A 26,197-nucleotide genomic window follows, 5' to 3' on the forward strand; every position below is an offset into this window, starting at 1 on the left:
AAAAAATCATGGCAAAAATCATCCTAACCCAAAGTCCAAATACGGTTTTTGGTAAAGTAACCGACCAAAGCGGTCGCCCGCTGGCAAACCTGACAGTAGTAATATATGATGTAGATATGAGACAATGGCACGCAATAACGGGGGCCAAAACCGACAGCCAGGGAAAATATGAAGTCTACTGGACCCAGGAACAGGTTAACGACAGAGGTAAAAAAACAGCCGATCTGGCAGTAAAAGTATTTAGTGGGGAGAACAACCTGCGCATTAGTCCGATGAGCCCTGAAGAGCTGGAAAAAGCTGAAGCGCTACAGAAACGAGGCGGACTTGCAACCGAAGAGATCAAAGGCAACGAGCTCTTTAAATCAGCCCTGGCAGATGTGAAGTTCAATGCCGGCAGGAGAGAAGAGATCAACGTGACGATCAGCGTGGCAATTCCTGTTGAAGGTTCGGAATTTGAAAGACTTCGAAATGATGTCTCCTTCCTGGCAAACGACGTCATCATTGCCGACCTGGTAGAAAATAATGAACAGCAGGATGTAACCTTTCTATCCAGGGAACTGGAAGTATCTGTACAAAAAATTGAATACCTGGCGCTGGCCCACCGCTTGCAGCAACTGTCCAAAATAGATGCAGATTTCTTTTATGCTTTGTTCAGAAAAGATACGCTGCTTTCCAATGATTTATTAAAAACTGGCAGCGTCAGGTTATCTATTGACCTGGACAACGACCTGCAAACGCTGCTCTTTGACACAGCATTGGCGGATCAGAAGAAGGTTATTGGAGATATTAAGACCGCAGTATCTGAAGGAATTGTTTCAGAATCAGTTGCCAAATTAGCCTCCAGAAATCTGGAGATCCTATCTCAATACCGTAAACAGGCAGAGGAATACTATAAAGAAGCACATCCAAAGAAAGCTATCAGCCTGATTGCTTCATTTTTGAAGAAAGGAAAGCTGGCTGAAATACAACAGCTCTTTGCGGACAATAAAAATGACCTGAACGGTTTTTTTGAGAAAGTTACTGATCCTGCATTCTTTGCATCAAAAAAAGATGAAAAAGAAGCCAAAGCCAATATAGCGCTAGGTAAATTATTTGGGTTTGGTAATGAGGCCGTTCTTAACGCTGCCAAACTGAGGGACATCAAAAAACCTGAGGACATCAGGAAACTGGCCCGGCTTAATAAGGCAGAATGGGTAAAAGAACTCAGCAAAGGCAATAAAGACCTAAAAGACACACAGGCCATCAGTACTTATGCCTCTGCTGTGGTAAGAAAACTTGAAAAGGAATTCCCTACGGTGGCCTTTACCGCTCAATTGGAAAGAGAGAAAAAAAAGGTAGTTAAAGGTCAGGAGCAAATCGTTTCCTTCCTTAATAAACAAGAAAAATTTGATCTGACAAAAGACAATTTAGACCGCTATCTGAAAGAAAACAAGGTATCAGTTAGAGAGAGCGGGGAATTTAAGGAAGCGTTAAAGTCCATCCAGCGGATATTTAAATTGGTGCCCCATTACGGTAAAACTATGGCATTGCACAATGAACGCATCCATTCTGCGCAGCGTATTGTAGCACTGGGAAAGACACAATTTGTTAATGAAATAGGCCCAAAAGCCGGACTCAGTAAAAAAGAAGCTTCCGATGTATACCGCAAAGCGGAAGCAAAGAACACCGGCGCCATGTTATTGCTGGGCAACCTGCAGGACAGCATGAGTGTAATGGATGTGGCTTCTTTTGAAACTACTACGCTGGCAGCTAAATTAGAAGCCGTGAGCAAGGACTTCCCAAATTTAAAATCCTTGTTTAAGCTGACCGACAGCTGCGCATGTGAGCACTGCAGATCAGTGTATAGTCCGGCAGCCTACCTGGTAGAGATCCTGGAATTTTTAGGTAACAGAAGTGTGGTGGCCGGAAATGCCAAAAGTATACTATTTAACAGGAGACCGGATCTGGGCGACATAGACCTCGGCTGCGCCAATGCAAATACGCCTGTAAAATACATTGACCTTGTTTGTGAATTGCTGGAAGAAACAATAGCACCGGATCAGGGCATTAACTATTCAGGCCCATTGGCTGATGGAGCAGACGCCTTCAAAGGGAAAATCTCTGCCAGCTTATTGAGCGCTTTAAAAACTGCAGGATTGCCGGTGACGGCTAATGCACTGATCCATGAAACTGAATCAGCCTTGATGTCTTCCGATACATTGGATCACTACCTCAGGGATACAAAAGTAGTTTGCAAGATTGTGAACATCAGTGGCAACAGTTATAAAATCTACAGGCTGAGACAGACCTTGTCGACCGCCGAAGAACTGGATGCCGCTCCGGAATATGTAAACATTAAAGCTTATAATGAACTGCGTAATAAAAACTACGCCTTCAAGTTGCCCTTCGACCTAAACCACGTAGAGGGAAAAGCTTATTTTAACCGTTTTGATATAGGAAGACCGGAGCTGATGGAGGTTTTCCAAAAGTCAGGCAATCCCGCTAATGAAGCAATTGCAGCAGAAAGACTTGGATTAACGGAAGCTGAATACAAATTAATTGTGGCTGCACCCGTTCCAAACAACAATGCCGCCCAACAGGGGTTCTGGAATGTACCGGCTCCGGGCAATGTGCTGGATTATATGAAACAGGCCGATCAGTTCATGGACAGAACGGGTATCAGTTATAAAGACCTTAACCTTTTACTGAAGCTGAGCTTCATCGATAAAAACGGAGATCTTTTCATCCGTCACAATGACCTATCCTGCGACACCGCAAAAAAGGAGATCGCCAATATTGATTTGGATGTGCTGGACCGCATCCATCGTTTCCTGCGCTTACAGAAAAAGACAGGATGGAAATTTGAGGTGCTTGATGCCATCCTTTCACAAGCAAATTTAGGTGCCGGGCTACTAGGTGATCCATCTCTGATCATAGCTGCAGAAATAAAAGCAATATCAGATAAAACCGGCATCAAGATAGAGGAACTAACAGGATGCTTTGGTGATATTCCGCATACGATCCTATTGGAAGATGCGGCAAAACCACTTTATCATCAGATATTTCTGAATAAGGCAAAAAACGGTGTCCTGGATGAAAGACTGTTGCCGCAGAACATAACAGGCAGCCAGCCATTGAGTGACCATACTGGCATACTGGCCACCTGTCTGCAATTTAAACAAAAAGACCTGGAGTTACTCTTTCCCTTATTGCCTGATAACAATCTAAATTATGCCAATTTAAGTAAGCTCCTTGCAACATCCCGGCTGATCAAAAAGCTAAAAATGAAAGCAGAAGAATTTGCATTGCTTGAAGAACTGTCAGGCATTGACAGCACTGCTTCTCCTTCAGAGATGCTTAAATTTATTGCACTTGCCGGCGACTTTAAAAACTCACCGTTAAAGATTACTGAGGTAAAATTCCTACTGAACCATGAAGCAGTCAATCTGGCCGACAGGGAGCTTAAAACCGAAAAAATTGAGGAAATCCTCAATAAGATGAAAACAGCCTACAAAGCGGTAATCACGCAAAATTCTTCAAAATACAACCCTTTGTTGAATGCCGAAGAGCAAACCGAAACACTGACTGCAGTACTTTCAGGACTTGAGGGAGTAACGGAAGCAGATGTCAAAACCATCGTTGGTTATCTGGGCAAAGAATGGACAACGGCAGCAAATGCCAAATCATTTATAGATGAGAAACTAGATGCCACGATCAGCAGAACAAAAATCAACGCGGCTATCGATGCATTGAACGTAGTTGCCGCAGGTGCAGATACCAGTAATGAACAGAAAGGCCTTATCAAAGAATTGCTGGATGCCATAGCGGATCGTCAGATCAGTATTGGCAAAAAGACCCTGCTGGAACAGACCATTGCTGCGGCATTCAAAACAGACCTGTCCATCGCTGCTCCTGTTTTGAAGTATGCCCTATTAAAAAAAACCGCTCCCGGAACCGACCCTGTATCTACCTTACTTACAGATAATTTCGACAATACCATTGACACTACCAATTATCCAGATCAATACCTGGCTATTAAACTGCTGTACAAACTATTCCCCTTGGTCAATGCTTTCAAACTAAGCGAAACAGAGGTACAATGGTATTTAAGCAACAATGCAAGCGCTACCATCCAATGGCTGGAACTGGACGATATTCCATTTGAGAGCGGACAGTCCGCCGCCAGTTTTACAAAATACCTGGACTTTGCTAAAATAGTAGCCTTCTCCAGGCAATTCGGCCCTGTTGCCAATCCGCTGGATGCGGAAAAACCCGTTTCTTTTTTCAGCCTGGCAGATTTGCTTGCCTTACCTGCAGGAACGGCCAGCAGCAATGATTTCTTTGATGCGCTATCTTTACTGACCGCATATGACAAAACATTCCTGGAAGAACTGGATGCCCACCTGTTTGCTGCTTTTGACATTGCAAACTATGCAAAATCTGCAAACATAGACCGTGTACTCAAGGCTGCAGAAATGGGCAGGATGCTGGATGCATCCGTAGCGCAGATCAAGGGATACATCCGCCCGGCTCTTGGCGCGGCAGAGGTAAGTGACCTGAGGACCAGTCTCAAATCAAGGTATGATGAAGACACCTGGCTGAGTACACTTAAAGAAGTGATGGACAAAGTACGCCCGCAAAAAAGAGATGCACTGATCACCTATTTGCTGGCTACCAACCCAGAGATCAAGTCTGAAAACGACCTGTATGATTACTTCCTGGTCGACGTGGAGATGGAAGCTTGTATGCCTTCGTCAAGAATTGTCCAGGCACATAACAGCATACAGCTATTTGTACAGCGCTGCATGATGGGACTGGAACCGGATGCAATTGCTGATATGGACAAAGATCCAAGCTGGGACCAATGGAAATGGATGAAGAACTACCGCGTATGGGAAGCAAACCGCAAAGTGTTCTTATATCCCGAAAACTACTACGATGTAACGCTGAGCGATGAGAAGTCATACCTCCTCACTGAGTTTATCAATGAGCTGCAGCAAAATGAACTGACCAATGATACCGCCGAAGAAGCCATTAAGAAATATCTCGAAAAACTCGACAACATTGCCTTCCTGGAAGTCATGGCCACCTGGTATGATACGGCTACGCAGAACATGCATGTCTTTGCCCGCACCAAAGGCGGCGAACCTTCCATCTATTACTACAGAAGGTTTGAGAACGAGCGCTACTGGACACCATGGGAGAAAGTGGAACTGGACATCAATGGTGACCACCTGCTGGCATTCAGCAGGAACAACAGGCTGCACCTGGCCTGGCCAATGTTTAGTGAAGAAGCCAATCCCGACCAGAAATCTAAAGTGCCTGCAGCATCAGATCAGGGTGGTTATGTAGACAATGACAAGCCTAAACGCAAACTGAAAATCCAATTGGCCATCAGTGAATACACCAACAAAAAATGGCAGCCAAAAAAAATATCCCGGGATGCCGTGCTAACGCCTAATGACTTCACCAATGATGAAAGCTATTTTGTAAAAGACAAATACAACCTGATCTATTCACAGCCAACCGATCAGGTATGTATATTCAGCAGTACGTGGGAGGGTGACGATTACCACAACATCAATGGTATATTTAATATCGCGGGCTGCAAAGGCTACCCTGAGCTGGTATTCCAGGGCAATGCAGGTTTCCCTGACTTTCTGCCCGATTTTAAAGATGCTGAGTTTAAAGCGCAGCGCTACCAGGAACTGGTGCAGATAGCGCCCGACGATCTGGCGGTACGAAACGGCATTTCGCAATTTTCATTCCTTCAGTTATTGAATAAAACACCGGGAAAATTCCGCATCTCCTATCCGCACCAGTTTACCAACATTGACCTGATCGCATTGATCTATCAGCTGTTCCAACTGATCTTAAATAAAGAATCTTCTACATACAAAAGGCAAGGCTTTAAGCTCCCGCTGGGAACGCTCCTTCCCTATTTTAAAGAGGACAGCAAACATGCCTATGTGGTGATTCCGGGATTTTACAGGAAAGAGCTAAAACGGGGTACAAATATGACCGACTACAGCTTTACCGATGTAGAAAAGAGGACAGCCTCTGATGTGTTTAAACTGATGGATGCAGTAATCAATTGGGTTAAGAAAATAATCCTCGAGTTTGAGACCAATCCACCTGCAGATCTGGAAGCAGCCGTTCAGGTGGTGATCACCGATGCAGATTTCCAGGATATCCTGACAGAGCTTTCCAAATATGAAGCATTGGATTTTGTACTGAACTTTCTGATCGGAAAAACCGGCAATACCGACTTTGATAAGCTTTTAGAAGGATTGAGAGATGCTGAAGGATTGGTATATGGGGAGCAGTTTAAGAACATGTACCATCCGCTTGTATGCGCACTCAGGAGCATTCTCTATAAAGACGGTATTCCGGCGCTGATGAAACGTGATACACAGCTCAAAAAGACTGGCTTTAATTTCGCTGCGCATTACGAGCCAAATATCTACATGGTCCCACAGACATTGGCTAAGAATCCAGACGGTACACAAACCCCTTCATTTCCTGTGGAGGACATCGATTTTACCAGTGACGGGAGTTACAGCGTGTATAACTGGGACTTGTTCTTCAGGGTTCCGCTTCATATTGCAGGCAGCCTGACCAAGAACCAGCGTTTTGAAGAGGCGCTAACCTGGTTCCATTATATGTTTAATCCTACAGGTGCCCTTCCGGGCAACGGCGTGCAAAAGTATTGGGTGACCAAGCCTTTTTACCTGAACCAGGAAACCGATTATGTAGCACAACGCATAGACACCCTAATGTACGGCACTGCCGATGCATCCAACCCGCAGATCAAAGAGCTTGAATTTGCCATTGAAGAATGGAGAAACAAACCGTTCAGGCCCGATGTGATCGCAAGGTTCAGACCGGTAGCCTATCAAAAGGCCCTGCTAATGAAATACATAGACAACCTGGTAGAATGGGGTGATTACCTGTTCAGACAGGACACCATGGAATCCATAGCACAAGCTACCCAGATGTACATCTTGGCCGATAAACTACTCGGACCAAAACCAAGGATCGTAAGCCCGGCAGTAAAACCACCTTATGAAACCTACAACCAGATTGAAGGCAAGCTGGACAACTTTGGCAATGCGCTGATAGAGCTGGAAAATATCCTGCCTGACCTGACTGTATTGCCTGAGGGTGGTGATGAACTGCCCGCTCCGCCAATCACGCTTTCGATGCTGTACTTCTGCATCCCGCACAACGAAAAAATGACGGAATACTGGAACCTGGTGGCCGACAGATTATTTAAGATCAGGCATTGTCAGAATATAGATGGCATAGAACGGAGCCTTGCTTTGTTTGCCCCTCCTATCGATCCGGCCATGCTGGTTCGGGCCGCAGCTTCAGGATTGGACCTTTCGTCTGTAATAGCTGGATTGAATGCACCTACCCCATACTACAGGTTCAGTATCATGTCGCAAAAAGCAAGCGAACTGACCCAGGAAATCAGATCGCTGGGCAGCTCATTGCTACAGGCGCTGGAAAAAAGAGATTCAGAATCGCTGGGATTGCTGAGAAATGAACTGGAACTGAAAGTGCTCAATGCGGTCAAAGACATTAAAAAACTACAGATAACCGAGTCTAAAGAACAGATAGAGGTATTGCAGCGGACTAAAAAGGTCACCGAAGAACGTCAGAAATACTATGCCGGCATCGAGAAGATCATTTCAAAAGAGCAGTTAAACCTGGATAAGCTTAAAGATGCAAACGATTATCAGTTCCAATCGCAGATCGTCCGTACGGTGGCCGGCGCGCTGAGGATGATCCCCGAATTTCACGTGGGGGCATCCGGATTCGGTGGTTCTCCGCAGGTAGTGATGCAGCTGGGCGGATCGGCCATATCGACCGCCACCAGTATCGGTGCTGATATTTTAAACATTCTAAGCACCATGTCTTCCTATGAAGCCAGCAGAGCTTCTACACTGGGCGGGTATGACAGAAGGTATGCCGACTGGAAACTTCAGGAACGTCTGGCCGGTAAAGAACTTGCTTCTATTGACAAGCAGATTGCAGCAGCAGAGATCCGCAAGGAAATTGCAGAGACAGACCTTAGAAATCATGAACTGCAAATTGAAAATGCAAAGAAAACTGACGATTTTATGCGCGGTAAGTATACCAACAAGGAATTGTACGACTGGATGGTCGGACAGATCAGTTCCGTTTACTTTAAATCTTACCAGCTGGCGCATGATTTTGCCAAGAAAGCAGAGCGATGTTATAAGTTTGAACTGGGCAATGATGATACATATATCTCCTATGGCTACTGGGACAGCATGAAAAAGGGGCTGCAAAGCGCAGACCAGCTGATCCATGACATTAAGCGAATGGAAACAGGCTACCTGGACAAAAACAAACGCCAGTATGAAATCACCAAACATGTGTCGCTGGCACAGCTGGATCCGCTGGCACTCGCCAGATTTAAAGCTTCAGGCATCTGCGATTTTGAAATTCCCGAGGTGCTGTACGACCTGGATAATCCTGGGCAATATTTCAGAAGGCTAAAATCTGTAAGCATGAGTATTCCATGTATAGCAGGCCCCTACACTTCTGTGAGCGCAAAAATGTCGCTAGTGAGCAATAAGTTCAGGAAGAATACCAATGCAGATAACCTGGCAGGAACAGGATATGCAGAAGATCCTGGAAATGACGAACGCTTCAATTATACCAGCGGAGCGATCCAGTCGGTCGTGACCAGCAGTTCACAAAATGACAGCGGGGTATTTGAGTTAAGTTTCAAAGACGAAAGATACCTGCCGTTTGAAGGTGCAGGTGCAGTGAGCGGATGGCGGATAGAACTACCAACTGAAGTAAAACAATTTGACTACAGTACCATTTCTGATATAATTCTTCATGTAAGGTACACAGCCAGAGAAGGCGGCTCGTCTATGAAAATGGCGGCAAATGCAGTCGTAAAAGATCAGCTCAACGCCATCAGACAAGGACTGGGTCAGGATGGTCTGCATCTGGCGATCAATATGAAACACGAGCTGCAGGACAAATGGCATAGACTGAAGGCCAACGGACAGGTGGAAATCAACATCGAGAAATCGAGGTTCCCGTATTGGGTGCAACTGATGGATACTGAAATTGCTGAAGTGATGTTTGTAGGCAAACTGAGCAATAATCCGGCAAGTTTCCCTGTCGGCATAGATGGAACTGCATTGAACCTTTCCCGGATAGATGAACTGAAGATCGTGCGGGGCCTAAGTTCTGACCTTGAATGGGATACGCCATTTATCCTCTCGGCTGCCACTGCCAATCTGGAAGAGCTGATGATGGTAGTTAAGTATACCTGTCTGTAACCGGAATAATTTAAATAAAGCAGGGCGTTCTGATTTTTAGAACGCCCTTTTTTGTGCAATATGCGTAACCTTTTTTCATTAGCTTTGTTGATAACATACTATATCAAAAAGACATGATCACATCTACACCTGTTTTTTTTAGCTCAGTACTGCTGGCAGTTTCGTTACTGGCCTGTGGTCCTGCTACCAAAATAAAGTTCAATTCAAACGTACCAAATCCGTACAAAGTAAAAGCGGAGAACATTGATAAACCTGCTGCTAAGCTGCTCACAGGCGCCGAACAAACCGCTTTATATGTACCTTATCTGAAAGGTAAACGCGTTGGCATGGTAGTGAATCCTACTTCTATCATCGGCAATCAGACCTCTGTAGACAGCCTGCTGACACTGGGAGTGAACATCGTGAAGATCTTTGGGCCGGAACATGGTTTCAGGGGCAATGCGAGTGCAGGAGTGCATGTAGCTGATGATGTAGATGCTAAAACAGGGATCAAGGCTGTGTCGCTTTATGGCAAGCATGCCACTCCTACTAAAGAAGACCTCGCTGATGTAGACATCATGATTTTTGACATACAGGATGTTGGGGTTCGTTTTTATACCTACATCAATACTTTACAACATGTAATGGAGGCCTGTGCAGCACATAACAAAGAGGTCATGATACTGGACCGGCCAAATCCAAATGGATTTTACATAGACGGACCTATATTGGAACCCCAGCATAAATCGGGCATAGGATTGAAGCCCATCCCGATTGTACATGGCCTTACCGTGGCCGAATATGCCCAGATGCTGAACGGAGAAGCCTGGCTGGACAATAAGCTAAAGTGTAAGCTTAAAATTATCAAGGTGGCCAACTATACGCACGACACACCATATGTGCTGCCTGTAAAGCCTTCGCCAAATTTGAATACTGCACAGTCCATCTTGCTTTATCCTTCTACTTGTCTGTTTGAAGGGACTTATCTGAACCATGGCAGGGGCACCCAGTTTCCTTTTACTGTAATCGGCTCGCCCTTTCTGAAAGGAAAATACGACTTCACCTTCAGCCCTACCAGCATCAAAGGAATGGCAGAAACACCATTATTTATGAACCAGGTGTGTTATGGACTGGATCTCAGGAGTTACGATACGGACAACTTCAGAAAGACAAAGCAGTTAAACCTGTCCTGGATCATAGCGCTCTACAAGGCATCACCCAATAAGGCGGATTTCTTTAATAGCAAGCTCAGTAACCAAATGGGCACCATTGAAAAGCTCATCGGAGTTTCCAATTTCCGAACCCAGATCATTGCGGGTGCATCTGAAAAAGAAATCAGGGCAAGCTGGCAGCCTGGCCTGAGCAAGTATAAAACAATGCGCAAGATGTATTTGTTGTATCCATAATTGTATCATTAAACAAAGCCTTATGAATAGCGCCCCGAAAAAGAAAAATGACAATCCCAGCAGTAATTATCGTGAGGAAATCCCTAAGGATAAAGTGCCTTCGGGCGATAAAGCAGTAAAGCAGGCAGAAGACAAAGTTTATAAGCAGGAAGAAGCTGATTTTAAAAACCCTGCTAAAAAAAGGGAAGAAAGCGAGCAGCCTGTGCATTCGGTGAAACAGCCACCGAAAAAGCTGTAGTTGTTTATTAACAAACTGTTAAACAATTAATTGTGGGATCTAACGCTCTGAAGATGCTGTATCTTTACGCTAGTGTTAGTGAATTTGGTTTGAAATTAATAAGTTGATTATGGAAATAAACTATCCACTTGTAGGCCTGGTGCTGGTTGCGGTAATTGGGCTGATTATTTTTCTGATCCGCAGGAACAGGAAAGATAAAAAGAAGTATGAAAATGAAATGATCCAGTCTGAGCTAAAACCGGAAAAACACGACACAGATCATATTTAGGTGACGGAAACGGAATCATACCTCATTTATCCTGGATAGTTCTTGCAGGAATTGTAAAAAAGAAACTACTGCCCTTTCCTATTTCGCTTTCTGCCCAAATCTGTCCCTTGTGCCTTGCAACAAAATCATGGCATAAGCCAAGGCCAAGTCCAGTACCCTTTTCCCCTTGGGTACCAAAAGTCGTAAATGTACTTGGTCCAAAGAGAACGGCGATTTTTTCCCTGGGGATGCCAATACCTGTATCCTTTACAGAAAATTTTGCTCCCTTTTCGTTTACCATTGCTGAAAATGACACCTTGCCAAAAACTGGGGTGAACTTTACCGCATTGGACATGAGGTTACGAATGATGGTCTCCAGCATTGCGCTGTCCGCTTCAAGGGAAATGCCCTCCTGAAGATCAAAGGTGATTTCTATTTGCTTTTTGGCGGCCATCGGCAGAATGGTTTTTATACATTTGTCAACCAGTTTCTGGATGTCATCAATTTGCACAGGCATAAAGATAACCGCATTGAACTGCGATTTTGCCCAGTCTAGCAGGTCTTCCAGGAGGTTATTGGCATTGAAAAGCTCCTGCCTCATAGCCAAAAGATAAGATTTCAGCTCCTGGAGATCGGTTGATTCGAAATCATCGATTGTCAGGTCAAGCAATTGTAGGCTTCCTGCTATGGGATTGCGAAGATCATGTCCGATGATCGAAAGTAGCTTGTTCTTTTGCTGGTTTGATTCGGTGAGTTCTGAATTAAGTGCCTTAAGCGTATTCTCCTGGAATTTTCTGGCAGTAACGTCCCGCATGCTGCCCTCGGTGGCAATAACGCTCCCGTTTTCTATCACTAGCCTTGCATTGACAGATGCATACCGGAGTTCTTGGTCGCTGGTCTTCAGCCTGACCTCAAAATCAATCACAAATCCGTTGGTGCGAAGGCTTTCGATGATTCGCTCCCTATCGTGGGTATAGAAATAAAAATCGGCCACGGGTTTTCCGATGATTTTTTCCCGTGCATATCCAGAATATTTTTCGATTGATGGGCTGATCTCTATTACCATTCCGTTCTGGTCGGTCTGGTAGAATACATCCTGGACGTTCTCAAAGATGGTCCGGTATTTTTTCTCACTAAGTATGAGGTCATTCTCGATCTCTTTACGCTTGGTGATATCCTCGATCTGGGAAACATAGTACAGTGGGCTCCCTTCATTATCATATAGCATGGTGGCAGCTATGATAACCCAGATGATGTTTCCCTTCTTATGGAGATAGCGCTTTTCAAACTTGGTTCGTTCGATGCTTCCAGAGCTGAGTTCGTTAAGTATGGCCATACTATTTTCCCGGTCATCAGGGTGGGTAAGCTCGTGTACAGATAACAATTTCATTTCTCCCTCGGAATAGCCCAGCATCTGGCATAGGCTTTTGTTCACCCTTTTCCAATGACCGTCTGGACTGATCAGCGCCATGCCTATAAGCGAGTGTTCGAAGGCCAGCTTGAACTGGGCTTCGCTCTTGTCGAGCTCTTCTCGCATCTGCATGCTCTTGGTAATATCAAAAGCAATGGAACCGACCATGTTCCCTTCTCCCTTGGAATCGACAAAGGGGAACTTGTAGATCTTATAGACGCGCGGATGCCCCTGCTGATCCCTTGCAGTCTGCTGGAATTCAATCCCCTGGCCCGTTTCCAGTACATGCTCGTCTCTGGTCTTTGCCGCCGAGGCAATATCTTGCCCAAAGATCTCTGCACTCTTTTTACCGATGATCTCTTTGGTCAGGCGCAGGGTTTCATAGAAGCACTTATTGGCATATTTAAGGGAATGGTCCGCTCCGGAGATCCAGCACAGTCCGGGAAAATGGTCCATAAAAAGCTGGAATCTGTTTTCGTTGATCACAGTTCCGGTGTTTTTAGATACATCCTCGCTAGTCATCATCATGCCTGCGATCTTCCCCTCTTCGTCTCTGAAATGCCTGACCTCCCATTTGAGATACATGCTAGATCCATCGGCACGTTCAAACCTGTCGTTGGGATTGCTCTGGTCTTCTCCCTGCAAGCATTGGGAATGGATGTCTTTCCAGTCCTGCCCGATCTCGGGAAATATGTCATAATGCGACCTGCCAATCAATTGGACATCCTGCAGTTTATAGAAAAGGGTCCATTTTTCCGAGACCGCAAGGTAGCGCATATTAGTATCAACGATTGCCATAGGCAACGGGGATATTGATATAATATTTTTAATTAATCTTGAAAGATTTTCCATCGGTTGATCGATATATATGGATCAGGTACAAAGATACGCAATTGAAATGGGTGAATCTTACCGGCCAATTATTAGGCGCAGCAAAACGGGCAACCTGGTAAATTCCCAACTTATTCATAAGTAATCAAATGTAGGCAAATGATCACCTTCCAGAAATGACAACACCCATTAAAAATAATGATGGTAATCATAGGTGCTGATAATAGATTGAAAAACATTATAAAAACAATGCTGGCTTTGGATTGTATCTTTAAGGTACGGATTGAGATAATCTGTAAATCAATAATTTATGGAAAAAGCTGTTCTGCTCAAAGCGATTATCGATAATGCGATAGACGGTCTCATTACCATAGACGAATATGGAATAATTGAATCGATAAATCCCTCGGCCTGCAAACTTTTTAAATACACAGAACTGGAAGTTTTAGGAAAAAACATTTCTATCCTTATGCCTAAATCCGACCATACACATCATGACGGTTACCTTTTTAGGTATAAGAAAACAGGAGAAGCCAGTATAATTGGGATAGGAAGAGAATTGACAGGCCTGACAAAAAATGGCACCCAGTTTCCATTTAGACTTGGCGTAAGTGAGGTTAAATACTCGGGGAGAATCATCTATGCAGGCTTTATTCATGATTTGAGCAGGGAAAAAGAAGCCGAATCCAAGTTACAGGACTATGCCTCGATGCTGGAAGAGCAGGTACAGGAACGCACACTTTCCTTAAGAGAAACCGTTGCTGTTTTGGAGCAAACCAAAATAGAGCTGAATCTGTCCCTTGAGCATTTAAGGGATACAGTAGGTGTCCTTGAGCAAACCCAAAGGGAACTCAATCTTTCATTAGACAAAGAAAAAGAACTCGGCAAACTCAAAAGCAGGTTTGTTTCTATAGCCTCTCATGAATTTCGCACCCCTTTGAGTCTGGTTCAATTGTCCGCTTCCTTAATCGAACGTCACGCGCTTCCTTACGAAAACCAAAATATAGGAAAGCATGTGGTAAAGATAAAAGAGGCAGTATTAAATGTGACAGCAATGCTGAATGACTTTCTTTCCCTGGAAAAGCTCGACAGTGGAAAAATTCATACCAAGCAGGATAAATTTAACCTGGCAAATCTGGCCGGTGAAATTACAGATGAAATGCAAATTGCATTGAAGGGTCAGCAAAAAATAATATACAAGCACAGAGGACCAGAAATGGCCATTCAACTGGATCAAAATCTTTTAAAGAACTGCATTGTCATACTCATTGATAATGCCATCAAATACTCCGGAGAAGAAAGTGAGATACAGTTTTATACCAAAATCAATGATAACAATTGTACCATCAGAATTTGCGACAACGGTATTGGAATACCCATTGGTGATCAAACGCATCTCTTTGAAGCATTTTTTCGGGCTCATAATACCGGTAAGATATCCGGAAGTGGACTAGGCTTGAGTATTCTCTCCCGGTATACAGACCTGATGAAGGGTAAGATAGACTTTAGAAGCAGAATTAATAAGGGCACGCTTTTCATCCTTACATTTCCTATAATATGAACAAGAAAATACTGATCATAGAAGACAATGATGCCATAAGGGAAAACGTTGTTGAGATCCTTGAGATGGCCAACTATAAGGTGTATGAAGCTGACAATGGAAAAATTGGGGTCGAAACTGCTCTTAAACACCTGCCGGACATCATCTTATGTGACATTATGATGCCTCAGCTTGACGGCTATGGCGTATTGCATATGCTAAATAAGTATGCAGAAACATCAACAATTCCCTTCATCTTTCTCACAGCAAAAGTAAATCACAGCGATTTGCGCAAAGGAATGGAAATGGGAGCAGATGACTACTTAACCAAACCATTTGATGACATGGAATTGCTCAATGCCATTGAAATCCGTCTTAGAAAAAAAGCCTATACCGAACTTCAGCAACAAAATAAAACCAATGAATTTAAAGTGCTCATTTCCAAAACAGACGGCCTGGCTGAATTCGCGAAGCTCATAGAAGGCCACAGGAATCATGAGGTTAGAAAGAATCAGATCATTTATTATGAATCAGAAATAGGCCGGGCCTTATACCTGTTAATAGAAGGAAGAGTAAAAACGATCAAGTTGTCACAGGACGGGCGAGAACTGATGACAGGCATGTATGCCGCTGGTGATTACATCGGTATAAATGCGGTTTTGAGTAACAGCCCGCATACTGATACTGCAACAGCTATGGAAGACTGTAAAGTCTGCATGATTCCAAGTGAGGAGATGGAAAAAGTACTCAATTTATATCCAGATGTTGCCAGAAAATTTATTCATCTGTTATCTCGCGATAACCAGGATAAAGAAGAACAACTCCTCCAGCTAGCTTACAATTCTGTAAGAAAAAAAATGGCAGGAGCCATTCTGCGTTTGTATCGTCAGCAAACTATTAAAAATGATCATCTTTCTATCTCAAGGGAAGATTTAGCTGCAATGTCTTGCATAGCGACAGAAACGGTAAGCAGAACATTAACAGACTTTAGAGATGAAAAATTGATCGATCGGCAAGGGACAAACATTACGATCCTTGATCTTGAAAAGCTTTCAAAAATGAAAAATTAATTATGCCTTTATATTAGCTTAAGTCGTCACTATGAAAACTACTTTGTCTGCTATCTCAAGCTTGTTTATTATCTTTACTCTTACCGCAGTATAACTCTTGCAATCTAAACTTTTTACAATGAAAGATTTTGACTGGACGTCATTTACAAAGCGCATAGCTATTAAATCTTCTCTCTCTGAAATTTATGAGGCCTGGACAGTAGCGTCCAGCTTAGAAAAATGGTTCCTGGAACGTGTGGTTTTTCAGGATAGTGCAGGCAACTTGTCAGAATCTACTAAGCCAGCGGAAACCGGTACTCACTACGATTGGTACTGGTATCTTGATGCGACCCCAATGCAGGGAGAAATCCTTAGTACAAACGGAAAAGATTTTCTCCGGTTTACTTTTGAGGGTTCAAGTGTGGTAGATGTCAAATTGAGTATGCTCGATGAATACGTGATTGTGGAACTACGTCACCACAATATCCCCCAGGATGACAATTCCAGGCAGCACATTCGGTTGGGATGCTCAAGTGGCTGGGCTTTTTATTTACATAATTTAAAGTCAGTTTACGAGGGGGGGATCGACCTGCGTAACAAAGACAAGAAACTTGGTATCATGATAAATAATTAAGGTTGTTGCGCATGATATTATAACAGGAATGCAGAAATGGTAATTAAGCAATTAATTGCTTCTTAAAAACATTCGGGCTCATCCCCACTTCCTTTTTAAACAACCTGGAAAAATAGGATAAATTTTCAAAGCCCAGTGCATAAGCAATCTCAGAAACGGATTGATCTTCTCCTATTAACTTATTTTTTGCCTCGGCTATTAAATAAATGTGGATGTGTTCCAATGCCGTCTTTCCACTTTCCTGTTTCAACAGATCTGTTAAATAACCTGCAGAAATATTTAATCGATCAGCAATGTAATGCACCGTCGGTAAGCCTTTCTGGCCAAGTAATCCACCCGCTACATACTTGTCTATTTCGTTGGTAAACCTCGTTATAGTCTTACCAGCAATTACTGCCCTGTTAAGGAATTGTCTTTTATAAAACCGCTGTGCATATTTGAGCATTGTATCCAGATTGGCCAGCATAATTTCCCGGCTGTACTCATCCTGGTTATTGGCGTACTCACTTTCAATTTTATGGTACAGGTCCCATACCGTTTGCTCTTCTTTGGGCGAGAGGTGCAGCGCTTCATTGGTTTCGTAATCAAAGTAACGATACTTTTTGATTTCATCGTGCAGCAAATGTCCATTCAAATAATCATCGTGTACATAAATGAGAAAGCCATCTTCTTCCAAATGCAGATTTTTCATTTCAATCAGCTGCCTTGGCCTAAAAAACATCATCGAGCCACTTTCATGGTCATATTTGGTGCGGCCATATAAAATATTACCTGCTTTTACCTTTTTAAAACCGATCATGTAAAAGTCACTGGTAAATTCGCGGTCGCCCATTTGGCAATCATGCTTGCATTGATAGATGCTGAACAAAGGATTTTCTGGCGGTGTAAAGCCATTATCACGGTGCAATTCGCTCAGATTTTTATAATGTTTCATTGCTTACTTTAAAAACAAATCACAATCTACACAATTACTGGTGCAGACTGTGATTTTCGATTTTTTTTGATTTATTAATGACCGTGGGCGGCAACAGAAATCGCTTCCCATTTATCAAAGTCGGCCAGTCGCTCTGCATAGGCTTGCTTAACCATAGGATATGCCACTTTACCCAACAAGAAATGTAAAGGAGGGTTTTCAGCATCTATTAATGACAAAACCGCGTCGGCGGTAGTTGCCGGATTACCCCAGGTATCTGCAGGTGCCCCATCGGCAAATGCCTTTTTAACCGGCGCATAAATTTCCATGGCTTCTGTCTGGAAAGCTGAAGCACCCGACCAATCTGTTGAGAATCCATTTGGCTCGATTAAACTTACGTTGATCCCAAAATCTTTTACCTCTGTCGCCAGGGTTTCTGTTAAACCGTTGACTGCGTATTTTGAAGCATTATACAAGCCCAAAACAGGTAATGCAACCAAACCCAGCACGCTCGATACCTGGATAATGTGTCCGCTTTGCTGGGCCCTCATAATTGGGACAATGGCCTGGGTAACCCAAAGCAATCCAAAAAAATTGGTTTCCATCTGCGCCCGCGCCTGTTGCTCGGTTGTCTCTTCTATGGCACCGAAAAGTCCAAAACCAGCATTATTGATCAGCACATCGATACGACCGAAATGATTCTTTGCCTTGTTTACCGCAGCAAATGCAGCTGCGCGATCATTCACATCCAGTTGGACAGGAAAAACGGCTTCCCCAAATTCCTGCACCAGATCAGTCAGGTCTGCTAAATTTCTTGCGGTCGCTACTACTTTATCGCCGCGTTGTAAAAGGGCTCTTGCCCATATTTTGCCAAAACCCCGTGAGGCTCCGGTAATTAGAATTATTTTTGACATGATTATATTGTTTTAAATACAATACAAATCTATGTCAGTATAGTGGAGATGATTTATACAAAACCCTGAATGAATAGCACATTTCCATGGTGCTATTTCTCTTCCGTACTCAACAAACCTGACTCTGGCGAGCAGCTTTGAAATGAGCTTACGATCCATTCGGGAATGATTGTGACAATGTGTTCCAAGGGGATGTATACCGGATAATCTTCAATTGCGGGGAATTCTAGATAGATAGACATACGAATATGAATTTAGATACAATTAGAACGTTAAAATAAAAGAAATAGTATAAAAATGGCTTTTGTATTTTGTCGAAGGAGACGCTATCCTCTATATATATTTAGTGATGCCAATTTATATTTATTAGTTCGAGTTTAAATATTCGGCCCATTTATTATATCCGGTTTTATTTAAATGAACACCATCTGTAGAATATGCTGATATGATTTGTTTGTTTTTCGACATTACGCTATTCACATCAAGAAACTTTACTCCCTTCGATTTGGCCAATACAATCAAATATTGATTCAGAGAATCAATCAAAACATTGTTTTTATCGTTGGAAGTGTAAAGTGTACTTTGTATTACAGGAAAAATATCATAAGATAGCAATGAATCTACAATGTTGCTGTAGTTTTCTTGTACCCTTTTGAGTGGTATTCCTACCGCAACATCATTCACACCTGCCATTATATAACAAGTATCCGGATTATACTTAATGACATTGTCTTGTAATAACCATACAAGATGTGATGAAGTAAATCCTGGAAACCCAGATCTCCTAGTATCACTGTTGCCGGTAAGTTTTGACCAATCACCATTTGCAGTTAAAGAATCACCAAAAAAGACTACTGAGTATTTATCAACAAGAGCATTTTTAATCTTGTCTTTATATGTTGCCGCTAAGCAAGCCATTAGTGCAATATTTATAATTACCGAAATGATCAATAATGTTTTTTTCATGAGTATTAATTAAGTGAATTTGAAACCGTATAACGTATGTTGACCTTCTTCAATTATCTTTAACGCGACGGCATTATATCCTGCAGTAGAAAAACAGTTCAGACAAATCCCAATCTTGTGAAGACCATATCTCCCATACACGGGTTACAATATAGTTAAAGTTCTCTTTTTAAAATTCATCATTAACAACTATCCTGCATTTAATATAACTTTAAGTAAGTCAAACAGAGGCAAAATTCTTCTCCCCTGCATATGGGTTAAGAGTGAGCCCGCATTCAGTCCGCATTGAGCCCGCCTTTTTCCATAAAAATTCGGAGACATACCGAACTCATTGGGCAAAAGCTGCTGTATAAGGTGCAGGACTTATGCAAGGGAGGGAAAGGACTAGTGTAGAGAAAAATATAAATATGGCAAGGTTAGATGGAAAATTTATCAAAGGAATTGTAGGTCCCACAACATCATTGAATTTAACCCCGTTGCCATTCTGAATGCATTTATCGCAGATGGGAATGTAGAAGTAGAACGGCTAAAAAAATGGGATGAAATGAAGTTTAAAACTTCAAATAGTAGTTAGTTATTTCTGCCGGTATATTTTTACAGAGGTCAGCGAATCATTTACGCAGCCAGATCAGGCAGCACGCTTGCTTCTTGCCCGTTGTTTAACTTTAACCCCTGCCTTCTGAGCTTCCTTTAAAAACTGCATCAATACCTTTTCATCGTTCTCCAATGCCATATTACTCACCGAAGTTTTGGTGTTTACCTTTTTAAGGTATTTGCCCAGCTGGTCGTTTTCAAAAGCTTCCAGCAGCAAAGGATAAACATAGGAACTTTTGCATACAGCCCTGGTATTGCCAAGTTTGCCAGCCACACAATCCAGCACTTCTACGATGACTTTCTTTTTAGGCTTGTCGCTGACATCATCAGAGCAGATGGCCAGCTGTCTCAAAGCCTCCAGTGTCCCACCCCAGGTGCGGAAATCTTTTGCCGTAAAGTCCGAACCTGTAATCTCTTTAATATAAGCATTGATCCTGCCGGAGTCTATAGGGCGGTGTTCCTTGCCTTCCGTATAATATTGAAAAAGATCCTGACCTGGAATATCTTTGCACTTCTCAACCAGTTTTGCCAGCGTCTTATCGTTCAGATTTACATTTTGCTGTACACCCTTTTTGCCTTTAAAGTTTAGTATCAGCTGGTTTCCCGTGATCTTAACATGTTTATTGGAAAGCGTAGTAAGTCCATGACTACCATATAGTTGCTTGTACGATTCATTGCCCACCCGTATCAGGGTTTTTAGCATGACCTGCATGCAAATTGCTAAAACTTTCTGCTCATCAAATTCCTTTCTTCTCAAGTCTCTCAGAATTCTCTTCCTCACCAAGGGAAGCACCTTTCCAAATTCAAGCAGACGGAAATATTTGCTCTCAGATCTTCTTGAAGTCCAGTCGGGATGGTATTTGTATTGCTTCCGCCCTGCCGCATCCATGCCGGTAACCTGCAGGTAAGCACTTTTTCTGTTTGCAATCCATACGTTGGTCCATGCCGGTGGGATAACGAGCGATTTGATCCTGGCCAACTGGTCTTCATATTTTATACGCTCCCCGTCTTTATTTTCATAATGAAATTTTCCGGGCTTGCCTTTTCTATAGATCCCTGGCTGACTATCACTTGCGTACGTAAGTCCACTTGATTTTATTTCTTCTAAGGTCTGTACCATATGGTGTGAGTAAAATATGCGTTTTATTTTAGTTATTTTGCAGTCGCATCATTACTGTTAATCTCAAACAAAGACATATGAAAATAGTTTTTATGGGTACTCCCGATTTTGCTGTTGCCTCACTCAATGCGCTGGTTGAAGCTGGATTTAATGTGGCCGCAGTGGTAACTGCCGCAGATAAGCCGGCCGGCCGAGGACAAAAATTGCAGGAAAGTGCAGTAAAACTATATGCAGTTTCTAAAGGAATAAAGGTATTGCAACCCCTAAAACTTAAAGATCCGGTCTTCATTGAGGAACTTAAAACCATAGGTGCCGACCTGCAGGTAGTAGTAGCCTTCAGAATGCTTCCGGAAATAGTGTGGAATATGCCTGCAAAGGGAACCATCAACCTTCACGCCTCCTTATTGCCTCAGTATCGCGGAGCAGCACCGATCAATCATGTCATCATTAACGGTGAAGAGATAAGCGGCGCCACCACCTTCTTCTTAAAACATGAAATTGATACTGGCGATGTGATCTTTTCTGAAAGCACAAGTATAAAACCAGATGAAACGGCGGGCGAACTGCATGATAAGCTCATGGACCTGGGTGCAGGATTATTGGTGCGCACTGTTGAAGCAATAGCCGCGAATGACTATACCGAGCAGCCTCAGCCGCAAAGTAATGAGCTAAAACATGCACCAAAGATCTTTAAAGAGGACTGCGCAATAGACTGGAACCAGCCAGCGCAGAAAATTTATAATTTGATAAGGGGACTAAGCCCCTACCCTACAGCCTTTACAAAACTCAATGACAAAACGCTGAAAGTGTTTAGGGCTGAACTGGATGATAAAGAACCGGGCATCGCTCCTGGTGGCTTTCTGACAGACGGCAAAACATACTTAAAATTTGCAGCCAAAGATGGTTTCATCAAACTTACAGACCTTCAGTATGAAGGAAAAAAACGCATGCAGGTTGACGAGTTTTTGAGAGGAATGCGGCTATAGCTGGTTCAATTTTGTGCTCAGCATTTTAGTTACTTCGTTGAAATAACGCTTTCTCCCATACCCCATCACCCATCTGACTCCTCCTACTGCGTTGGTAATGAATACCTCTTCTGCTTCTTTCAGGACTTCAGGGTTGATCTGTGCTTCTATGAGCGGGATGTCATTGCTTTTGGCAATGTTCATAACCACACCCCTCATCACTCCTGCTATGCATCCTTCGGATAATGCAGGCGTATAGATCTGTTTGTCATACACTACAAACACATTGGAACTCAGGCTTTCGCAGAGAAAACCGTTTTGATTGAGGATGAATGCTTCGTCTAGCTGGTGTTGCTTTTTGTATAAACCGGCCATTACAAACAGCAAGGAATTAGCGGTCTTATAGTTGGAAAGCTTATCTATCGGTTTTGCCATTTCATCGTATACATCTACGATGAGGCCCTTTTTATTGAGTTCGTAAGTTGGCTCTGCCAATGCGGAGGCTTCTAATATATAGCCAGATTTATTGCCCTCAGGGGTATACAGTCCATCACCGGCACGGTAAATAGAAAGCCGGAACCGGGCATTGTCTTTTAGTTTGTTTTTTCTGCAGAGCTCGGCCGTTTTTTGCTTCAAAAAGTACTCGTCCAGCAGATTTCCACCTTCTATTTTAAGGGCTTTCATGCCACCCTGCAACCTGTCGGCATGCTGTGCAGGGAATTTAAGTTTCCCATTGATCATGCGCATGGATTCAAAAAGGCCATCACCATACCTGAAACCTCTGTTTTGCGAGGTTAGTACAGGCTGGCCGGCAGCGATGAACTCATCGTTGTGTAAAATATAGGTTTCTTGCATCTATCCTCTGACTATTGCGGTTGCACGATGTAATTTCTCCATTTATTTAAAGCCGCATCGAAATCCGGAGGCAAAGGCGCTTCAAATTCCATATATTTTTTGGTACTGGGATGAATAAACCCTAAAGTTTGTGCGTGAAGCGCCTGTCTGGGTAGGATGTTGAAGGTATTCTGCACAAATTGCTTGTATTTGTTGAAGGTGGTTCCTTTAACTATTTTGTCTCCACCGTAGTTTGCATCATTAAAAAGTGGATGTCCTATATGTTTCATATGTGCCCTGATCTGATGTGTGCGACCTGTTTCTAACTGGCAACTTATTAAAGTTACATAGCCTAAACGTTCGAGCACGGCATAATGTGTTACCGACCACTTACCTTTTTCTTCATCATCGTATACGTCCATCACGATCCTGTTCTTCAGACTTCTGCCAATGAAACCTGTAACTGTACCATTATCAGCGACATCACCCCAGGCAAGGGCTACATATTTTCTGGTGATGGTATGATCAAAAAATTGCTTTGCCAGTTTAGTCATGGTTATTTCATTCTTGCTGATCAGCAATAATCCTGATGTGTCTTTATCTATGCGGTGAACAAGGCCGGGCCTTCCCTCATTGCCCGGCAACTGAGGCAACTGCTCAAAATGAAATGCCAGCGCATTTACCAGGGTTCCGGTATAATTGTTATACCCGGGATGAACTACCATTCCGGCAGGTTTATTCACGACCAGCAGGTCACTATCTTCATACACAATATCAAGCGGGATGTCTTCCGGATAAACTTCAGTGTCTCTGGGAGGATGCGGAAATACTACGGAGATCTCATCTGCAGGTTTTACTTTATAGCTAGCCTTAATAGTTTTCTGATTGACCAGTACATTTCCTGCTTCTATGGCATTTTGGATGCGGTTTCGTGAAGCATTTTCTACCCGGTGCATCAGAAATTTATCTATCCGCAGTAAAGACTGTCCTTTATCAACAACAATGTTCAGATGTTCATACAGTTCCTGATCTTCCTGTTCCTGCGTGCTACTAAAGTTTTCCATTAAATTTCTGTTTGTCTAATATTAAGAAATTATTAACCGTCTTTAATTTGTTTGTTTTTATATTTACAAAGCGGGATAATTTCATTTTGCAAAACTAATCTTTTAACAAGAACATTTTTATAAAAAGAAATTGGCCTGTTATTTGATAAGATGCCATTTATTACCTAATACCAATGTTATGAAAAATTTTACCCAAAATGTGAAGATTATCTTCAACTTTTTCCCTTATCTGATAAGAAAAATATATTTCAAACCTTAATCCTTTTAAGGCTTTTGATAAAAGGGTGATATATTTGTTCAGATGTTTGCAGATATTTACAGCCCGGTACAACAGTTAAAACACCACTCCAGAGCTCAGATCCTCATAAAGAGAGATGATCTGATCGACCCGTATATATCTGGAAACAAGTGGCGTAAGTTGAAATACGTCCTAAAAAAAGCTATAGAACTAAATAAAGTACACCTGGTTACCTTTGGTGGTGCTTATTCAAATCACCTTGTTGCTACCGCTGCTGCTTGCGCCCGGAAAGGGTTTAAGAGTACTGCATTTGTACGCGGAGATGCTGTAGCGTGTATAGAAAATGAGATGCTGTTGCTCTGCAGGCTTTTTGGGATGACCCTCATCTTTACCGACCGCGAACAATACCGCAATAAACCATTATTGTTTAGTGTTCATTTTGGTGATGATCCCGAAGCTTATTTTGTAGATGAGGGCGGGGCAAGTGCCGAGGCTGTGAAAGGATGTGCAGAAATCGTCGATGAACTGATGGTCGACTGCCCCGATGGGATCACACATTTATTTTGTGCGGCGGGTACGGGTACAACTGCAGCTGGTTTGCTAAAAGGGATACATGCAAATGGCCTGAAGACTATGCTGCATGTGGTCCCGGTTTTAAAAGGAGGAGAATTTATAGCAGATGAGGTGTTAAAATATGCAGGCAGTACCAAACAACTGGTACTGCATACAGATTATCATTTTGGCGGCTATGCAAAAACGCAGCCCGCGCTTATTGAGTATATCAAAGCATTCGTCGGCCAGGAGGGGGTGTTGATTGACCCGGTCTATACTTCCAAGCTTTTTTATGCCATTGATGACCTGACGGCTAAAGGTTATTTTAAAAAAACTGATCAGATTATGGCGTTGCATACAGGCGGACTGCTCGGCATTATGGGCATGAAGGGCAAGTTTATTTATTGACACCCGAATGTACTGCTTTTCTTAAAATACCATCATCCGTATCGCCGGCATATTCCCAGTACATCGCACCGAGCATGCCGCGGCCAAGCAGGTAATCACATTTTATAGCGATAGACTTTGGATCTTCATAAGTACACACAAAATCGCCTTTATCATTTTCCAGATAAGGTACCTTTGCCAGGTCATCCCATTTGTTTTGATAGCCTTTTAGTTCCAGGATTTCCTTATAGTCAATAAAGCCCTTGATGCCATCTTTTCCATGTCCGTAAAAAGGAATACCCAAAACAAGTTTGCTTAAGGGCATTCCAGCACTAACATGTGCCGTTACTGCTTCATCTACACTAATTCCCCTGGTATATTTAGACCTGTACAGACCAGCATGGTGGTAAGGCGGATTTCCCATATCATAGGTCATGATGTTTACAAAATTGACCACAGGCTCAATGGCCTTGAAATCAACATATTTAGCATCAGCCACGGAAGCCAGCGTCAATAATTTGTTGTTACCGATCTTGAGTCTGATGGCATTCATCAGCAAGGTGTAATTTTTGGTATCATCAGGAGATGCTGATATTTTGGCCGTAGCACTGGTAGGATACTCCCAGTCGATGTCTATCCCATCAAGCTTAAATTCATTGACTACCCTTAAACAGTCTTCTGCAAATTTATTTCGGTTGCTGTCTGCCGCGGCCATCTCACTAAACCGTCCACTTCCCCAGCCACCGATAGAGATCATGACTTTCAATCCCGGCGACTTTTCTTTTAAGGCGGTCAGCTGTTTTAAGCGATTCGGATTGTCAATACGGATTCCATTGAACATATTGTTTACATGACCAAACGCATAATTTATATGGGTCACATAGGCAGGATCGGGCATTACTTTAGTCCAGGAAGTGACATAGGCGACCACTACTTTTTGCGCTTGAGCAACATACGTAATACTGATCAACACTAGAAACAGGAACGATTTCATTAATTTCATCATA

At 42.9% G+C, this 26,197-nt stretch carries 18 protein-coding genes; 9 read left to right on the forward strand and 9 right to left on the reverse strand.

The annotated features are described in order from the left end of the window. The first annotated feature begins 8 nt into the window (after positions 1 to 8). From EZ437_RS17900 to EZ437_RS21675, 4 genes are all read left to right on the forward strand, one after another. Complete coding sequence (locus EZ437_RS17900; RefSeq protein ID WP_131597437.1) at positions 9 to 9,308, forward strand: Tc toxin subunit A-related protein; 9,300 nt, start codon at positions 9 to 11, stop codon at positions 9,306 to 9,308. A gap of 113 nt (positions 9,309 to 9,421) precedes the next feature. Next, positions 9,422 to 10,693, forward strand: a complete 1,272-nt coding sequence (locus EZ437_RS17905) for an exo-beta-N-acetylmuramidase NamZ family protein (RefSeq protein WP_131597438.1) — start codon at positions 9,422 to 9,424, stop codon at positions 10,691 to 10,693. Positions 10,694 to 10,715: 22 nt separating this feature from the next. Beyond that, positions 10,716 to 10,931, forward strand: a complete 216-nt coding sequence (locus tag EZ437_RS17910) for a hypothetical protein (protein WP_131597439.1) — start codon at positions 10,716 to 10,718, stop codon at positions 10,929 to 10,931. Positions 10,932 to 11,040: 109 nt separating this feature from the next. After that, entirely contained in the window at positions 11,041 to 11,199 is a 159-nt protein-coding gene (locus tag EZ437_RS21675; RefSeq protein ID WP_165500466.1) for a FeoB-associated Cys-rich membrane protein, read from the forward strand. Between the two features lie 22 nt (positions 11,200 to 11,221). Here the strand turns inward: EZ437_RS21675 and EZ437_RS17915 are convergent, their stop codons facing one another. Next, positions 11,222 to 13,441, reverse strand: coding sequence for a PAS domain S-box protein (locus EZ437_RS17915; RefSeq protein ID WP_131597440.1), 2,220 nt, complete (start codon positions 13,439 to 13,441; stop codon positions 11,222 to 11,224). Positions 13,442 to 13,730: 289 nt separating this feature from the next. Between EZ437_RS17915 and EZ437_RS17920 the strand changes: the two genes are divergently transcribed. The 3 genes from EZ437_RS17920 (at position 13,731) to EZ437_RS17930 (ending at position 16,643) form a co-directional block, all read left to right on the forward strand. Next, a complete protein-coding gene (locus tag EZ437_RS17920) occupies positions 13,731 to 14,981 on the forward strand; it encodes a PAS domain-containing sensor histidine kinase (RefSeq protein WP_131597441.1) in 1,251 nt (416 codons plus the stop codon). Further along, a complete protein-coding gene (locus EZ437_RS17925; RefSeq protein WP_131597442.1) occupies positions 14,978 to 16,030 on the forward strand; it encodes a response regulator in 1,053 nt (350 codons plus the stop codon). The genes EZ437_RS17920 and EZ437_RS17925 overlap by 4 nt, the downstream gene beginning before the upstream one ends. Positions 16,031 to 16,148: 118 nt before the next feature. Beyond that, positions 16,149 to 16,643 carry an SRPBCC family protein gene (locus EZ437_RS17930; RefSeq protein ID WP_131597443.1) on the forward strand — a complete coding sequence of 165 codons (495 nt, stop codon included), beginning with the start codon at positions 16,149 to 16,151 and terminating at the stop codon, positions 16,641 to 16,643. 43 nt (positions 16,644 to 16,686) lie between these two features. Here EZ437_RS17930 and EZ437_RS17935 read toward each other — a convergent pair whose 3' ends face one another. The 5 genes from EZ437_RS17935 to EZ437_RS17950 all read right to left on the reverse strand — a co-directional run bounded on the left by EZ437_RS17935 (position 16,687) and on the right by EZ437_RS17950 (position 21,150). Continuing rightward, complete coding sequence (locus tag EZ437_RS17935; protein WP_131597444.1) at positions 16,687 to 17,577, reverse strand: helix-turn-helix domain-containing protein; 891 nt, start codon at positions 17,575 to 17,577, stop codon at positions 16,687 to 16,689. A gap of 74 nt (positions 17,578 to 17,651) precedes the next feature. Then, complete coding sequence (locus EZ437_RS17940; protein ID WP_131597445.1) at positions 17,652 to 18,470, reverse strand: SDR family NAD(P)-dependent oxidoreductase; 819 nt, start codon at positions 18,468 to 18,470, stop codon at positions 17,652 to 17,654. A 92-nt stretch (positions 18,471 to 18,562) separates the two neighbouring features. Then, positions 18,563 to 18,712, reverse strand: coding sequence for a hypothetical protein (locus tag EZ437_RS21680; RefSeq protein WP_165500468.1), 150 nt, complete (start codon positions 18,710 to 18,712; stop codon positions 18,563 to 18,565). A gap of 124 nt (positions 18,713 to 18,836) precedes the next feature. Next, positions 18,837 to 19,436: a GDSL-type esterase/lipase family protein gene (locus EZ437_RS17945; RefSeq protein ID WP_131597446.1), complete on the reverse strand. Its 600-nt coding sequence runs from the start codon at positions 19,434 to 19,436 to the stop codon at positions 18,837 to 18,839. A 628-nt stretch (positions 19,437 to 20,064) separates the two neighbouring features. After that, positions 20,065 to 21,150 carry a DNA topoisomerase IB gene (locus tag EZ437_RS17950; RefSeq protein ID WP_131597447.1) on the reverse strand — a complete coding sequence of 362 codons (1,086 nt, stop codon included), beginning with the start codon at positions 21,148 to 21,150 and terminating at the stop codon, positions 20,065 to 20,067. A gap of 77 nt (positions 21,151 to 21,227) precedes the next feature. On the opposite strand from EZ437_RS17950, the gene fmt reads away from it, so the two are divergent. Next, a complete protein-coding gene (gene fmt, locus EZ437_RS17955; protein WP_131597448.1) occupies positions 21,228 to 22,136 on the forward strand; it encodes a methionyl-tRNA formyltransferase in 909 nt (302 codons plus the stop codon). On the opposite strand, the gene EZ437_RS17960 is transcribed toward fmt, so the two are convergent. Continuing rightward, positions 22,131 to 22,970, reverse strand: coding sequence for an aminotransferase class IV (locus EZ437_RS17960; protein WP_131597449.1), 840 nt, complete (start codon positions 22,968 to 22,970; stop codon positions 22,131 to 22,133). The two genes, fmt and EZ437_RS17960, sit on opposite strands and share 6 nt — an antisense overlap. 11 nt (positions 22,971 to 22,981) lie before the next feature. Continuing rightward, a complete protein-coding gene (locus tag EZ437_RS17965; RefSeq protein WP_131597450.1) occupies positions 22,982 to 24,013 on the reverse strand; it encodes an RluA family pseudouridine synthase in 1,032 nt (343 codons plus the stop codon). Positions 24,014 to 24,314: 301 nt separating this feature from the next. On the opposite strand from EZ437_RS17965, the gene EZ437_RS17970 reads away from it, so the two are divergent. After that, positions 24,315 to 25,211, forward strand: a complete 897-nt coding sequence (locus tag EZ437_RS17970; protein WP_131597451.1) for a 1-aminocyclopropane-1-carboxylate deaminase/D-cysteine desulfhydrase — start codon at positions 24,315 to 24,317, stop codon at positions 25,209 to 25,211. On the opposite strand, the gene EZ437_RS17975 is transcribed toward EZ437_RS17970, so the two are convergent. Beyond that, complete coding sequence (locus EZ437_RS17975; RefSeq protein ID WP_131597452.1) at positions 25,201 to 26,196, reverse strand: glycoside hydrolase family 18 protein; 996 nt, start codon at positions 26,194 to 26,196, stop codon at positions 25,201 to 25,203. The two genes, EZ437_RS17970 and EZ437_RS17975, sit on opposite strands and share 11 nt — an antisense overlap. Position 26,197: the final 1 nt, after the last annotated feature.

Origin of the sequence: Pedobacter psychroterrae (assembly GCF_004331695.1) — a bacterium.
Classification (GTDB): domain Bacteria; phylum Bacteroidota; class Bacteroidia; order Sphingobacteriales; family Sphingobacteriaceae; genus Pedobacter; species Pedobacter psychroterrae.

What these genes read in the sequence shown, in the direction of transcription:
- EZ437_RS17900 (WP_131597437.1), top strand. Translation starts at nt 9, where the DNA reads ATGGCAAAAATCATCCTAACCCAAAGTCCAAATACGGTTTTTGGTAAA.
- EZ437_RS17945 (WP_131597446.1), bottom strand. Translation starts at nt 19,436, where the DNA reads ATGAAAAAAACATTATTGATCATTTCGGTAATTATAAATATTGCACTA.
- EZ437_RS17940 (WP_131597445.1), bottom strand. Translation starts at nt 18,470, where the DNA reads ATGTCAAAAATAATTCTAATTACCGGAGCCTCACGGGGTTTTGGCAAA.
- EZ437_RS17975 (WP_131597452.1), bottom strand. Translation starts at nt 26,196, where the DNA reads ATGATGAAATTAATGAAATCGTTCCTGTTTCTAGTGTTGATCAGTATT.
- EZ437_RS17930 (WP_131597443.1), top strand. Translation starts at nt 16,149, where the DNA reads ATGAAAGATTTTGACTGGACGTCATTTACAAAGCGCATAGCTATTAAA.
- EZ437_RS21675 (WP_165500466.1), top strand. Translation starts at nt 11,041, where the DNA reads ATGGAAATAAACTATCCACTTGTAGGCCTGGTGCTGGTTGCGGTAATT.
- EZ437_RS17920 (WP_131597441.1), top strand. Translation starts at nt 13,731, where the DNA reads ATGGAAAAAGCTGTTCTGCTCAAAGCGATTATCGATAATGCGATAGAC.
- EZ437_RS17965 (WP_131597450.1), bottom strand. Translation starts at nt 24,013, where the DNA reads ATGGAAAACTTTAGTAGCACGCAGGAACAGGAAGATCAGGAACTGTAT.
- EZ437_RS21680 (WP_165500468.1), bottom strand. Translation starts at nt 18,712, where the DNA reads ATGTCTATCTATCTAGAATTCCCCGCAATTGAAGATTATCCGGTATAC.
- EZ437_RS17925 (WP_131597442.1), top strand. Translation starts at nt 14,978, where the DNA reads ATGAACAAGAAAATACTGATCATAGAAGACAATGATGCCATAAGGGAA.
- EZ437_RS17910 (WP_131597439.1), top strand. Translation starts at nt 10,716, where the DNA reads ATGAATAGCGCCCCGAAAAAGAAAAATGACAATCCCAGCAGTAATTAT.
- EZ437_RS17935 (WP_131597444.1), bottom strand. Translation starts at nt 17,577, where the DNA reads ATGAAACATTATAAAAATCTGAGCGAATTGCACCGTGATAATGGCTTT.
- fmt (WP_131597448.1), top strand. Translation starts at nt 21,228, where the DNA reads ATGAAAATAGTTTTTATGGGTACTCCCGATTTTGCTGTTGCCTCACTC.
- EZ437_RS17960 (WP_131597449.1), bottom strand. Translation starts at nt 22,970, where the DNA reads ATGCAAGAAACCTATATTTTACACAACGATGAGTTCATCGCTGCCGGC.
- EZ437_RS17915 (WP_131597440.1), bottom strand. Translation starts at nt 13,441, where the DNA reads ATGGAAAATCTTTCAAGATTAATTAAAAATATTATATCAATATCCCCG.
- EZ437_RS17970 (WP_131597451.1), top strand. Translation starts at nt 24,315, where the DNA reads ATGTTTGCAGATATTTACAGCCCGGTACAACAGTTAAAACACCACTCC.
- EZ437_RS17905 (WP_131597438.1), top strand. Translation starts at nt 9,422, where the DNA reads ATGATCACATCTACACCTGTTTTTTTTAGCTCAGTACTGCTGGCAGTT.
- EZ437_RS17950 (WP_131597447.1), bottom strand. Translation starts at nt 21,150, where the DNA reads ATGGTACAGACCTTAGAAGAAATAAAATCAAGTGGACTTACGTACGCA.